At 43.9% G+C, this 13,987-nt stretch carries 12 protein-coding genes; 6 read left to right on the forward strand and 6 right to left on the reverse strand.

The genetic code is table 11. The features are described from left to right. Positions 1-361 precede the first annotated feature (361 nt). Entirely contained in the window at positions 362-937 is a 576-nt protein-coding gene (locus D9X91_RS15315; RefSeq protein WP_121681520.1) for an HXXEE domain-containing protein, read from the reverse strand. Between the two features lie 55 nt (positions 938-992). Further along, entirely contained in the window at positions 993-2,879 is a 1,887-nt protein-coding gene (gene shc / locus D9X91_RS15320; RefSeq protein WP_233569815.1) for a squalene--hopene cyclase, read from the reverse strand. A gap of 144 nt (positions 2,880-3,023) precedes the next feature. On the opposite strand from shc, the gene D9X91_RS15325 reads away from it, so the two are divergent. Then, positions 3,024-4,148, forward strand: a complete 1,125-nt coding sequence (locus D9X91_RS15325) for a DUF2515 family protein (protein ID WP_233569816.1) — start codon at positions 3,024-3,026, stop codon at positions 4,146-4,148. A 108-nt stretch (positions 4,149-4,256) separates the two neighbouring features. Here D9X91_RS15325 and D9X91_RS15330 read toward each other — a convergent pair whose 3' ends face one another. After that, the gene (locus D9X91_RS15330) at positions 4,257-5,255 is read right to left on the reverse strand and encodes a tRNA dihydrouridine synthase (protein ID WP_121681523.1); all 999 of its coding nucleotides are present in this window, start codon (positions 5,253-5,255) and stop codon (positions 4,257-4,259) included. Between the two features lie 482 nt (positions 5,256-5,737). Between D9X91_RS15330 and yiaA the strand changes: the two genes are divergently transcribed. Then, positions 5,738-6,208, forward strand: coding sequence for an inner membrane protein YiaA (gene yiaA / locus D9X91_RS15335; RefSeq protein ID WP_121681524.1), 471 nt, complete (start codon positions 5,738-5,740; stop codon positions 6,206-6,208). 85 nt (positions 6,209-6,293) lie between these two features. Here the strand turns inward: yiaA and D9X91_RS15340 are convergent, their stop codons facing one another. Beyond that, positions 6,294-6,758: a phage tail protein gene (locus D9X91_RS15340; RefSeq protein WP_121681525.1), complete on the reverse strand. Its 465-nt coding sequence runs from the start codon at positions 6,756-6,758 to the stop codon at positions 6,294-6,296. 14 nt (positions 6,759-6,772) lie between these two features. Further along, positions 6,773-7,252 carry a GyrI-like domain-containing protein gene (locus D9X91_RS15345; RefSeq protein ID WP_121681526.1) on the reverse strand — a complete coding sequence of 160 codons (480 nt, stop codon included), beginning with the start codon at positions 7,250-7,252 and terminating at the stop codon, positions 6,773-6,775. A 106-nt stretch (positions 7,253-7,358) separates the two neighbouring features. Between D9X91_RS15345 and D9X91_RS15350 the strand changes: the two genes are divergently transcribed. From D9X91_RS15350 to D9X91_RS15365, 4 genes are all read left to right on the forward strand, one after another. Next, on the forward strand, positions 7,359-8,321 hold the full coding sequence (locus tag D9X91_RS15350) for a helix-turn-helix transcriptional regulator (RefSeq protein ID WP_121681527.1): 963 nt from the start codon (positions 7,359-7,361) through the stop codon (positions 8,319-8,321). 189 nt (positions 8,322-8,510) lie between these two features. Then, complete coding sequence (locus D9X91_RS15355) at positions 8,511-9,629, forward strand: hypothetical protein (RefSeq protein ID WP_233569817.1); 1,119 nt, start codon at positions 8,511-8,513, stop codon at positions 9,627-9,629. Positions 9,630-9,719: 90 nt separating this feature from the next. Further along, the gene (locus tag D9X91_RS15360) at positions 9,720-10,703 is read left to right on the forward strand and encodes a Gfo/Idh/MocA family protein (protein WP_121681528.1); all 984 of its coding nucleotides are present in this window, start codon (positions 9,720-9,722) and stop codon (positions 10,701-10,703) included. A gap of 281 nt (positions 10,704-10,984) precedes the next feature. Next, entirely contained in the window at positions 10,985-12,496 is a 1,512-nt protein-coding gene (locus D9X91_RS15365) for a malate:quinone oxidoreductase (protein ID WP_267900818.1), read from the forward strand. 128 nt (positions 12,497-12,624) lie between these two features. Here D9X91_RS15365 and D9X91_RS15370 read toward each other — a convergent pair whose 3' ends face one another. Beyond that, positions 12,625-13,875: an Nramp family divalent metal transporter gene (locus D9X91_RS15370; RefSeq protein ID WP_121681530.1), complete on the reverse strand. Its 1,251-nt coding sequence runs from the start codon at positions 13,873-13,875 to the stop codon at positions 12,625-12,627. Positions 13,876-13,987: the final 112 nt, after the last annotated feature.

Here is a 13,987-nt window from a genome sequence, read left to right on the forward strand (position 1 = left end):
CTTCCTTGAATATTAATGAAGAATTAATATCAGAGGCTTTGAAAGATTTTGATGGATTGTTTCAGATCGCAGATAAGAAAACTAGAAAATTATTACTTAAGACGATAATTAGGAAGATAGAGTTAGAGAATGATAGAAAAACTATCAAATCAATAACTTTTTGGTTCGAGGAGGAAAACACTCCTCCTCCAACTCCTTCAATTTTTTTGGTGAAGTTTTACCAGTGAATGAGTTAAGCAGAACCGTACCATAACTAAAAAAGGTTATTAATACAGTGCCTGCCCTCAACGTGTTATCACTTTAGTACATTGGGGGTCAGGCATTAATCTTTTCAAGTGGCCTTATATAAAGTGTCGCTTATTTATCGAATAAAATACCGCCCCAATAGGTTGCCTACCAAAAAAACCAGAATAAAGATCAGACTAATCGGGAGACTGGCGAACATCAACAGCCAGTTTATCAATCCCTTTTCTATTAAATAATTGTAGGCAATGAAGCAGTAAGGGATAAGGAGGACGAGTGAGGTTAGGATGCCAGGCGTGTAGCTCTTAAACATGATGGTTTGAACAATATGCACGAATGCCTGCAGCACAAATAGATTTAGGATGGATGTAAATAAAAGAAAGCTGCCTCCATTTGATGAAAAATGGGCGGTCGTCCATGCAATGAAGGAAATGAACAGCAAGATCCATGCTGCTGAAACAGCAAGCTGGGCAGCGGTTGAGCCTAGTTTCTTCCTTGCATTTAATGCTTGTTGGACGAACTTGGTTTTCGGATGGTTGCTTGCAGCCATGGAAGATTCAATGGTGATGATTTCTTCTAGGTCATGGAAAATAAAAATGATGGGAAGCATCCAGATGACTGTTTTGAGATCGAGAAATGGTTGTAGAATTTCTAGCATCTTTTCATTTGCCCCTTTCAGCTGAATTTCTCTCAACTGGTTGCTCCATTGTATGGGACAAGAGGTAAGAGTATACCAATATCCCGCAGGCCTACATATTTTCTTGTGCCAAATCCTTCAGGAGCTGCCCGCCAGCCAGTTTTTGATAATGGGCAAGGGCAAGCAGTGGAAAGACATATTCATAACAATGGTAGTGAATATAAAAGGAGCCGGCCATTCCCCTTCCTTTTGTGTAGGTCGTCGTCCATTCCTTTTCTTTATGCTCTACTAGAAAAGCCGCACCGGTTTCGATTTCGGGTGTGACACTCGTTGCCGCTGTGATGAGGGTGTCGAGGGCCCAAGCGGTATGAGTGCGGCTGCTTTCACCGAGAGGCACGTAGGAATTCTCTAGATCACTTTTACAGGATTCTCCCCATCCGCCGTCGGAGTTTTGATTTTTCAGCAGCCAGGTTAGAGCTTTTTGGATAGCTGGATGCTCCTTAGAAACCCCGACGGCAAGGAGCCCCGTCACAGCTGCCCATGTGCCGTAAATATACACTCCCCAGCGCCCCACCCAGGATCCATCTGCCTTTTGCTGTTTCAGCAGCCAGCGAACCCCGCGCTTCATCTTGGGATGTTGTTGATCCAAATGGGTATAGTTCCCGAAGAATTCTAAAGTCCTTCCTGTTAAATCGACCGTCGATGGATCGATTAATAAATCTTTTCCTCCCTCAATAGGCATCAAGCTCAACAGTTTTTTATCCACGTTCTTTTCGAACGCCGGCCAGCCGCCGTCTCTGTTTTGCATGGAAAGGAGCCAGTTTACTCCTCGATCCCATGCCTGCCGGTAAACCACTTGCTCTATGGCCAGCGTTCGGATGGCTCTCAGTGCAGCGGTGGTATCGTCAATATCGGGGTGGATGGTGTTCATATCGGCAAAACCCCAGCCGCCCGGCAGCAGGTTCGGTTCATGAATGGCCCAATCTCCGTATTTGAGATGCTGCCGGGAGAGAATGTATTGATTTGCTTTTTGAATCGTGCCCGATGAATAGGGGACCCCGGCTTCTTGCAGCGCGTACGCAATTAAAGTCGTATTCCAGACAGTAGCTGTCGTGTACTGGCAGTGAAGTTTGCCGTCAATTCGGCATGTCATTGCTTTTAACCCTTTCACGGCGCGGGTAATCACTGGATGGGTATTCGAATACCCCCTCGCCAATAAGGCAAAAATCATTAAAATCGTTGAGCTGAAATAATTAAGATAGGTGCCGTCCGGTTCGATTCGGTCCAGCATATATTTTTCAGCGCGGTATAATGTCAATTCGCGCAGGTTTCCATGGTATTTCAGAGACTTAACTCCCTGTTTAATGAATTGGATCACTGAGCGAACGTCTTCTTCTTGATCCTCTGTGAAAAAGCGAACGTCCCTTTGTTGAAACAAATCGGAGAGATCGGGTGACCTTGGCGTCCTTCTGCGAAAATTCAAATTGGCAAGAAGTAAAAAAGGGATCAAGTTGGCTCTTCCGTACACGGATAAATCAAAAAGATTGATTGGAAAGGAGTCTGGCAAAAGCATCACTTCAATATTGATGGGGAAGTGCGGCCATGCGCATTGTCCGGTCAGGGCCAATAGGATTTTCAAAAACAGATGGACTTCTGAAGCACCGCCGTTGGCCAGGATAAACCTTCTGGCAGCTTGGATTTTCTCGTCTTTTGGATCCCGGTAACCGGAATAAAGAAGAGCATAATACGCTTCCACTGTAGAAGTTACGTTGCCTTTCTCCTGATCATGGAATAGCTTCCAGGATCCATCTTCCTCCTGCTTTCCGGCGATGCGCTCCACCAATTCTTTAATGAGCTCCTCTTCATCGTTTATCTCCAATGTCCGTAATAGAATAATCATGCTGCAGTCTGAAGCGATCCCAGTCTCGAAAGGATACTGCCAAGCTCCGTTCTCTGCCTGGTCCAAGACAAACTGATTCGCGATTCTATTCATTTCCATCTTTACCCCATCCCTCATTTGACCGATCCTCTCCCCAAAAATTCATCTTTCAAATTCATATTCCGCCGGCGAGTTGAATATGTTCCTTTGATGGAGCGGATTGAATAGAGCCACATGAACTACTGTAAAAAGGGTGATGCCGTTTTGCTCGACTCTTTAACAGATGTCAAAAAAGAATTGAAAAAGAAGATGAAGAAAAAATCAGTCTGCCTTCCGTCGCTATCAGAAAAAGATCAAAAATGTATTGAAACGATAAGAGAAAAGACGAGGCAGTTAAATCAAGACAATGTCACAAGGACGCAGGCTTATTATAAGTTTTACCTTCAATATCCTACGATACAATGGGCACTGCTCGGACATATGATCTCACGGAATGTTGGCTGGAACATGACCGATTTAAAAGGGGAATTGCTGACGAAACTGTTATCTGAAAAGGAACAGCTAACATTTTTTACTTTTTTGGAGCGCGGCAGCTGGTTGATTTTCCAGGATGTATATCCTCAATTCTTGATTTATGACCTGAGTGTGAAGAGGGGTAAAGAAATGTTCCACCTTTTGCCGTTCTTTCATACATCGACATTCATGGAGACGATTTGGAGGTATTTTTGGCGCAGTGGGGACAGTTATACGCTGGCCATTGCAATGGTGATAAATGAACAAAGCTATTTGGAAAAAAGGTTGATTCAAAATGAGCATTTCCAAAAGAATGTAACCGGTACGGTCAGCTTTAAAATGTATGAATTTTTGCGGCTGAATAACATTCTTTTTCCCTACTATCCTGGGGAAAAAGCGCAGAAAGCTTCCCTTGTTGGCGCCACTTCAAAGCAATTCACTTCACTCGACAAAAGAATTTTATTCGGTAAAAATCTGTACTCCCTTCTTTTTCAGCGTGAAGAGATCTTGAAAGGGGTCTTGAAATGGGCACAAGTATCGCCCCATACCGGCTCAAGGAAAGATTACTGGCCAGGTCTGTTTAATGATGTAAATGAATCTTATCCTCGAGCCATCTATAAACGGCGGGTGAAGAATTGCTTGCTGAGAAAGGGGGCTAATCGATTGTACAGTCCGCCTCTAAAATACGCCTGGCCGGCTGCAGTCCATGATGACATGTGCGAAGAAGACTGGTTTGAGGATTGGATCGTCCTGGAGTATCTCAAAGAAAAAGCAATTTTCGATGGAGAGATTTTCAAAAGTTATTGTAAAACCTTTGAAACCATTGAACTGGCTGTCATGGCAAAGGAAGCCCTCCTGCTGAGGGGAGGGGATTAATCATTCTTGCGCGGTGATCCTTGGAAAGAATCTTCAAAAAAGAGAGAAAAGCCTCATCGGCTCTTCTCTCCTGTAAAAATCTAAGAATGATGAAGAAAGGGGCTTTGCTTAAGAAACAGAAAAGCCTTCATCTTCTTTCACTCCATTTTTATCTGTATATTCATCCAGCAGGGCACGCACTCCATCGGTGGTCACTGTTTCCATCAGACGATTTCTCAGCTCACTCGCTCCCCGGAATCCGCGGACGTAGATCTTAAAGAAGCGGCGAAGCGGTTTGAATGGGCGAGGTTCCAGATCATCGGAATACTTATCAAAAAGATCGAGATGCAGTCTTAGGAGATCAAGCAGTTCTTCACTCGTATGATCTTTCTTCTCTGTTTCGAACGCGAATGGGTTATGGAAGATCCCCCGTCCGATCATCACACCATCGACGCCGTATTTTTCTACGAGTTCAAGTCCCTTGTGACGGTCCGGAATGTCGCCGTTGATCGTCAGTAATGTATGTGGGGCAACTTCGTCACGAAGTTTTTTGATCTCAGGAATCAGTTCCCAGTGAGCATCGACGTCACTCATTTCCTTTTTTGTACGAAGATGGATGGAAAGATTGACAATATCCTGTTCCAGGAGGTGCTTCAGCCAGTCGTACCATTCATCCACTTGTGTGTAGCCGAGACGGGTCTTCACACTGACGGGAAGTCCCCCTGCTTTGGCTGCCTGGATGAGTTCCGCTGCGACATCCGGACGTCGGATCAGGCCGGATCCTTTCCCATTCGCTGCTACATTGTGCACAGGGCAGCCCATATTGATATCGATTCCCCGGAAGCCCATTTCGGCCATACCGATACTCATTTCCCGGAAGTATTCGGGCTTGTCCCCCCAAATATGGGCGACCATCGGCTGTTCATCTTCCGTGAACGTCAGACGCCCACGTACGCTGTCTTTTCCTTTCGGATGACAGTAGCTTTCTGTATTCGTAAATTCTGTGAAAAACACGTCAGGTCTCGCGGCTTCATTTACGACATGACGAAAAACGACATCCGTCACATCTTCCATCGGTGCCAGAACAAAAAACGGCCGCGGCAATTCATTCCAAAAATTATCTTTCATCTTATATCAAAACCCTTTCCTTAAGGGAAGGCACGTTCCCAAAATTAAAAGTGAGAATGTATCTGTCTGATCCATTACATATTGCCTGGATTTCAACCAGTATATACTTTAATACGAACAAACGAAAAGTGCAAGGGGACAAGCCGTCTTACGGGATTATGCGCTGTGTAGGTGTGAATCCTAGTGTATGATTTGTAATCCATTGAATCTTAGATGTTGATTGGAGCGAGGAAAGGTTGGGCGGATGTTCGATTAAGTTCGGCACATCCGTGTGCCAGCATCGAACGACCTCACTTCGAGTGAGGCTCCTCGGAAAGCGAGCATCCTTCTGCGGAAATCAACCTTACATAACCTTCAATAAATAGCAACAAACTTTACTAAAAGAGCGTTTTAAAAAATCCATACATGTAAAAAATTACTATAATGTATTTGTAGAATCAGTTTAGGTACTTATTCTGAAAGACAGTAAAGGCGATCGGATGATGTCTGGTATGAATGAAAATCCGTTATTGAAGAGCGAGGAAAAGAAACCGAAGATCAAGGTGGAAAGAAAACAAGGGGAATCGACTACTGCCTTTAAAGGTGCAAGTTGGGCAGCTTTGGTGTTGGGTGTATCTGCTTATCTAGTTGGCCTGTTCAATGCAGGAATGCAATTGAATGAGAAGGGGTATTACTTTGCCGTTTTGGTATTCGGCCAATATGCCGCAGTATCTCTGCAAAAAGCGGCCAGGGACAGGGAAGAGGATATCCCGGTTTCTGGCATCTATTACGGACTCAGTTGGTTTGCCCTCATCGTAGCCAGTTCCTTGATGGCGATCGGACTGTATAATGCCGGAAGCATCATCTTAAGTGAAAAAGGATTTTATGCCATGGCATTTGTACTTAGTTTATTTGCAGCCATCACCATTCAGAAAAATATTCGGGATACACAGCTGGCTAAAGAAAGAGATTAATAATAAGGACGGTACTGCTGTAGTACCGTCCTTTGTCGTTCTGGATGAAGTTTTAAAGAAGTATGGGAAGCTTCTTTTTCCTACTTTAATACTCACCCTTGATCACAAAATACGAGCCCCGGATGGTACCAGCCAGCTTGGATTTTTGCCTGGCGAATTTGAATTTTCCTTCAAGCTCCTTCGGTACTTCCATTCCTTCGGACAGCTTAAAGCCGACAGCCCGCTTCTTCGGGTCATCAACCGTGTACATGACGTTGAGCACGAGGCCGTCTTCATAAATGACGTAGGCAAATTGGATGTTTTCCACTTGAAATCGGGTCGTTTCCAGTGGCTTTGCCGCAAATTCAATATCGCGTTCTTCTTTCAAAATCCGATTTACATAATCAATTGTCTCCTGGCTTTCGCCGGCGGGAACAACCGTGAACTCATGCTTGTATTTATTCATGAAGTAACGGGCTTCATTCGCACGCAGCCCTGCAAGCTTTTCTATAATAGGCGAGGATTCTAAACCAGTCGTAGACACATCTTTAAAATCAACGATATAGGACATGTTCATTCCTCCTATTATTTCCTGACAACAGGAATCCACATTTCTCCATATACCAAACCGTTGCGACGACCCATCTCAACCGCTGTATTCGGTCCGCCGACATAGGCGACATCCTTTGCTTCCGGAAGGGCTTGGCCAAAGGCTATCCCTGTAAGCATGGTGCTTAACTCAATATCTGTTTCCGCTTCTCCTTTTACCACCAGATAGGCGCCCTTTGGGAATTGGATGATCCTTGTTGCATTCGGGACTGTTTCCTCTGTCATGACGCCGGCATAATGCATCATCTTGTTATTCACAGCTTCGTTCACAGTGAAAATGTAATCATTTTTTGCAACGGATTTTAACGCATCAAGCCTGCCATCTTCTTTGACGTCCGACCAAAAGTCTGCCTTTTCCTTGTTGATGGCGGCAAAGTCTCTGTAATCACTCTTAAGTTCTGTTCCAATGCCGACAACGGTGAAGCTTTCTTTTTCTTCCAACGTATAATCTGCCATCGTTCATCCCATCCTCTTTTTTGGATTCACCAAATGTTTTTTTCATTTGATAAGTTTATAATAGCTTTAAATCATGTCAAAAAATGATACTGTTTAGGAGGCTCTGATGAAAAAAGTTGAACGGATCAATACGATCATGCGGTATATCAACAACCGCGCCTACTTTACCATTTCTGAAATCATGAGGGAATTCAACATCTCACGTTCAACGGCTATTCGCGATATCAGGGAAATCGAAGCCATGGGGATGCCGCTTGTCGCTGAAGTTGGGAGGGATGGGGGTTATTCTGTATTGACCAACTCCGTCCTGCCGACTGTTCGCTTTACAGATAATGAGATTAAAGCGCTCTTTATTGCCTTTATGGCGACAAGAAATAAACAGCTTCCTTATCTAAAAAGCCGCCAGTCTTTAGCTGAAAAATTACTGGGCCTCATCTCGGAGAACCAGCAGGAGGACCTAGTCCATTTAAATCAAATCTTGCTGTTTGAAGGGACAAACCCCAATAATCCAGATCTGCTTGAGCTTTCAGACCTGCCCCATCCAATGTTGGAAAAACTCATCGGAATCATCCTTTTGGACAATCAATTATTGATCACCGTCAATGAAGAGAATGTCATAAAGTCATATCCAATTTATCTTTTGCACCTTTATCACGAAAAAGGCATTTGGATGATTGAAGGTTTTGACTTTATGGATGATAAGAGGAGGATTATCCCAGTCGATAATCTCACCGATATCAAACTGTATCCTGCGAAGGAACGATTGAGCAAGAAAAAGATTTTAGATAAACTGTGCAGGCAGGAAGAAGTGATGAATCTAGTCATTGAACTTGGTCCAAAGGCGATTGCACAGTTCAGAAAATACCATCCAATAAAAGCTTCCATTGCCTATACCGATCCGTACCAAACGACAGCCATCCTTAAGACTTTTATCAATGTCAATAATCCTGAAGAACGGGCCGAAATGACCAATTGGCTGCTGTTCCTGGGAGGGGATATCAAGGTAAGGGAAGTGCCAAAAGAGGTATTGGAAGGATTACAAGAGAGACTTACCGTATACAGCCCATGACCAGCAAATCGCGGCGGACGGTTCTCATGCTTTTTTCTTGAAATGAGGAAGCAGTAGTACCTTCCCGGTGCTTTTCTATTATTTATTACATTTTTAATTCTGATAGACTAATAATACAAACGTTTCATAGTGAGTGATGAAAAAAATCATATTCACCAAATGAACTACTATAGAAAAGGGCGGGATACCGTGAAAAAAAGAATAATGGCAGGAGCTTGTCTATTGGCCCTCCCTCAATTGTTAATTGGCTGTTCACAAGCAGTGACTTCACAACAGCAAGATCTGGAGCTGAATGAAAAGTCGAAATTAACCTTTGAAGAAAAGCACTATGGCACTGATGGATTGGCAAAGTCTCCGAGATTCGCACTTAAAGCAAACTATCAGGCTATCGAACCTTCCCAAAAGGCGCAGCCATTAGAAACAAAATATACAGATGAACAGTTGGCCCAAATACCAAAAGCAGAAGCGCATGGAGATAAACGGGAAAGAAGTGTCCCTTTAGGACAAGTATTACAAAAAGGGGCGACAGATCAATCAGATGGACCGCTCCAAAAAAATAGGATCGTTTCCTATTATGGAAACCCTCATTCGGTTCACATGGGGATTCTAGGAGAATATAATCCACAAACGTTAATGGATAAATTGATCGAACAAACCCGTGCATATTCCGAACTTGATCCTGAAAGACCTGCTATTCCTGCAATTGAATTGATTACAACCATCGCACAGCGCAATCCCGGAAAAAATGGTCTTTATGTTCACCCTACGCCCGCCGTCGACATCGAAGAGTATGCGAAATTAGCAAAAGAACATCATGCCTTATTAATTTTAGATGTTCAACTAGGTCGCGACACCATTATGAACCAAGTAAAATCACTAGAAAAATATTTAAAATTACCATATGTTCATTTAGCGATAGATACCGAGTTCCATGTCAAAGAAGGGCAAGTTCCAGGAGTCGATCTCGGGCATGTGGATGGCGAAAATATTCAGAAAGCGATCGAATATGTTTCAAACCTCGTGGAGGAGAATGGACTTCCGGACAAAGTCGTAGTCGTCCATCAATTTGCCGACAAAATTATTAACAACAAAAGCGCCATTCATCCCGAAAAAAATGTAGAGGTTGTTTTAAATAATGATGGATTTGGATTTCCGGCTCTAAAAAGAACAGGGTATCATCAACTTGTACATAACCAACCTATTCAGTACGGCGGGTTCAAGTTGTTCTATAAAAATGATAAGCCTTTAATGACTCCTAAAGATGTATTAGGGCTGGACCCAGCACCAGCATTTATTAATTATCAATAACGGACCGAAAAAGCATGAGGACTCTCCCCATGCTTACTTAAAAGGTTGTTTAAGGCTTGCCAAAATTTAACCAAAAGGGGAGAACGTTTGATGAAATTTGAAAAAGTCCGTTGGGGGATCATTGGATGCGGTGATGTGACTGAAGTGAAGAGCGGGCCTGCATTTCAAAAGATCAAAAACTCGGAGCTCTCTGCCGTTATGCGGAGAAGCAGTGAAAAAGCAAAGGACTATGCGAAAAGGCATCATGTTCCGAAATGGTACGATGATGCCGATGCGCTTATCAATGATCCCGATGTCGATGCCATTTATATTGCCACCCCGCCAGGATCACATAAGGAGTATACAATTAAAGCGGCAAAGGCAGGAAAACCCGTATATGTAGAAAAGCCGATGGCGCGTAATTGGGCCGAATGCCAGGAAATGATTGCTGCTTGCAAAGCTGCCGGTGTTCCTCTGTATGTTGCTTATTACCGCAGGGCACAGCCGAGATTTTTAAAAATAAAAGAGCTGCTGGAAAGGAGAGCGATCGGTGAGGTTCGTTTCGTTTCAACCAAACAGTATCAAAAAGCCAGGGAAGCTGTGAAGGATCCAACCAATCTCCCTTGGAGGGTCCAGCCTGAATTGTCCGGAGGAGGACTGTTTTTTGACTTGGCGAGTCATACGCTGGATATTTTAGATTATTTGCTGGGACCGATCACCGAGGCAGAAGGTTTTGCTTCGAATCAAGCGGGTCATTACCAGGCAGAAGATATTGTGTCCGGCACATATCGATTTGAATCAGGGATCCATGGAGTAGGGAGCTGGTGTTTTTCTGCATTTGAAGATGAGGATGTGAACGAAATCATCGGCAGTAAAGGAAAAATTACATTTTCCACGTTTGGAGATGACCCTATTGTGTTGACGACTGCTGATGGAAAAAAGGAATGGAGTTTTGAACGGCCGCAGCATGTCCATCAGCCGCTTGTCGAAACAATCGTTGCTGAATTAACGGGGGAAACCACACAATGCCCAAGTACTGGAGTGACCGGTGCGAGAACCAATCGGGTCATGGATGCACTGGTGAAGAGAAAATAAGTAGATTCTATAAGAAAATTTTCTTCCTGAATAAATGCCGAAAATGGAATTATTGGTATGCAATGCCTTAATCAAATATGTTAAGGCATTTTTTGTATTCCAAAGTCGAGATGGAAGGACTTCTCCCTTTTTTACCAGCCACAAATAGTTTATAATTATCAGAGAATAGAAGAAATTTTTAATCTAATAATAATTGTAATCGGTTAATTTGTTAAATAAAGACAGAAAACGTATGTAACTAGGTTCGCCAACATCTTTTCTGCAAATTTCAGTGTATAAGGATGGTAAAAATGAGCAACAGAGAAACTAAAACAGACGTTATCTTAATCGGTGCCGGTATCATGAGTGCAACTTTAGGGACATTATTGAAAGAACTAGTGCCTGATATGAATATTAAAGTATTCGAGAAGCTTGATAAATCAGGCGATGAAAGTTCGAACGAGTGGAATAATGCTGGAACGGGGCATGCCGCCTTGTGCGAGCTTAACTATACTGTCGAGAAGCCCGACGGATCGATCGATATTAGCAAAGCGATTAAAATTAATGAACAGTTCCAGCTCTCCATGCAGTTTTGGTCTTATCTAGTAAAGAGGGGGCTGATCCAAAACCCGCAGGACTTTATCATGCCGCTGCCTCATATGAGCATGGTGCAAGGTGAAGACAATGTCACGTTTTTAAAAAATCGATTTAAAGCGCTGTCAAACAATCCTCTGTTTCAAGGAATGGAATTTTCAGATGATCCAGAAAAACTGATGGAATGGATTCCGCTTATCATGAAGAACCGTCCATCGAATGAAGCGATCGCTGCGACAAAGATCGAAACTGGCACGGATGTTAACTTTGGTGCTTTAACACGCATGTTATTTGAGCACTTAGAGTCTAAAAACGTAGAAATCAACTATAAGCATAGTGTCGATAATATTCAGCGCACCAGCGATGGATCATGGGAGTTAAAAGTTCGAAATGTGGACAGTGGAAATGTTGAGCGCCATCAGGCAAGATTCGTCTTTATCGGGGGCGGAGGCGGAAGCCTGCACTTACTGCAAAAAACAGGCATCCCTGAAGGAAAGCATATTGGCGGCTTCCCGGTAAGCGGATTGTTCATGGTATGCAATAATCCAGAAGTGGTTGCGCAGCACCGCGCGAAGGTATACGGAAAAGCAAAGGTCGGCGCACCGCCGATGTCTGTGCCGCATCTGGATACACGATATATTGATAATAAAAGATCATTGTTGTTTGGCCCCTTCGCCGGCTTCTCACCTAAGTTCTTAAAAAGCGGCTCCGTCTTTGATCTATTCACTTCGATCAAACCGGATAATATCTTTACGATGTTAGCAGCAGGTGCGAAACAAATGTCATTGACCAAATACTTGATCCAGCAAGTCATGTTATCGAAGGAACAGCGCATGGAAGAGCTGCGCGAGTTTATCCCGGATGCAAAAAGCGAGGATTGGGATTTAGTCGTTGCTGGTCAGCGTGTACAGGTCATCAAGGATACGGAAGCAGGCGGCAAGGGAACACTCCAATTCGGTACGGAAGTCATCACGGCTGCTGACGGCTCGATCGCAGCATTGCTTGGTGCATCTCCGGGTGCTTCAACAGCGGTACATGTCATGCTCGAAGTATTGGAAAAATGCTTCCCTGAACGTATGACAGAGTGGGAGCCGAAGCTAAAAGAAATGATCCCGTCTTTTGGCATCTCGCTAGTCGACAATCCAGAACTCCTGCATGAGGTTCATACCTTTACGGCAGAGGCGCTTGGATTAAGTGAGAAAGAGAGAGCATATAGTTAATAACATAAAGAAAAGACAGGCGTGATTGCCTGTCTTTTCTTTATGAGGGGCTGACCGCCTGCCCCTTGGAAAGCGAGCATTCTACATCGGTAATCCACTTTTACATAAGGTATGTACAATAAATCTAGTTAAAAAATAGAAATGAGTTTGCTCACCGCCAATATGGCAAAAAGCAAAATACATGCGGTCAAAACGATATTCGATGCCAAGCTGCTTCGATAATCTTTTTCTACTTTTTTATTTAACAGCCAAATCAAACTGAATGATAGGAACGGCATAAATAGTGCCCCTAACGCACCATACAATATAATCAATTGAACCGGCTTGCCGAAAAATAACAGCAGCATCGGCGGGAAGGTAAGCCAAGCCAGATAAATGCGATATGCCGGGTCTTTTTCCGTCCCAGAACGGTCTGTTTGCTTTCTAACGATCCGGACAAAGTCAGCAAATAAGTAGGGAACTCCATTCCATACACCTAATAGGGAAGAAAAGGCTGCAGACCAAAAACCGATTAAAAACAGCCAGGAGACGATGGGTCCATATTTATGTCCAAGCAGTTCAGTCAGCTGAAATAGACCCTGTTCCCCTTTGACGTTGATCCCTGTACCATATAAAAACTGGCTACCGACAATCAGCAAGGATAGCGTAAAGACCGCGGTCATGATGTAAGCGGCCTTTGAATCCAGGCGCATGGTCGGGATCCATTCTTTTCCGCTCCACCCTTTTTCCTTTAGCCAATAGCCGTATGAGGCCATCGTGATGGTGCCTCCAACCCCTCCAATCAACCCGAGGGCAAGCATGAAAGAACCTTCTGGAATGGTTGGCACGAATCCTTTTGCGAAATCACCAAGATGAGGCAGAAATAATGCCGCAGAACCGATGACCGTGACGAACATCAAGCCAATCAACACCATCATGACCTTTTCGAATATTTGGTAGCGTCCGGTCCAAATCAATAAGAAACCGACAATGCCATGAATGATTGCCCAAGCCCAGAACGGCATGATCGGAAACATCGTACTCATGGCAAGTGCGCAGGCGGAAGTCGCCGCTGCCCCATAGACAAATCCCCAGATGACCGTATAGGCTCCGAAATACCCAGTCGCCCATTTGCCCATTTCCTGCCAGCCTTCAAGAATGGTCTTTCCGGTAGCTAAATGCCAGCGCCCGACTCCTTCATTCAGGAAATGCTTGAGAATGGCACCGACTATGATTGCCCAAATAAAGACTAATCCAAAGCCCGCCCCGGCCACTAAGGACGCAACCAAATCCCCAGTCCCGACCCCCGTTGCCGCCGCAACGAATCCCGGTCCGATAAGGAGGATGCGTTTTTTGAATGATGTTGGTGCGGTTACACTTGTGTTGACTTCTAGTGTCATTTTTTTCTCCTTTCTCGGTGTAAACGAATACATTTTTACAAATAATTAGAAAATTAATACTTTTCTTATACTAAACTTTTTTATACAATGTTTGCAATCCATCTTTCTACTT

Source organism: Falsibacillus albus, from assembly GCF_003668575.1.
Lineage (GTDB): Bacteria > Bacillota > Bacilli > Bacillales > DSM-25281 > Falsibacillus > Falsibacillus albus.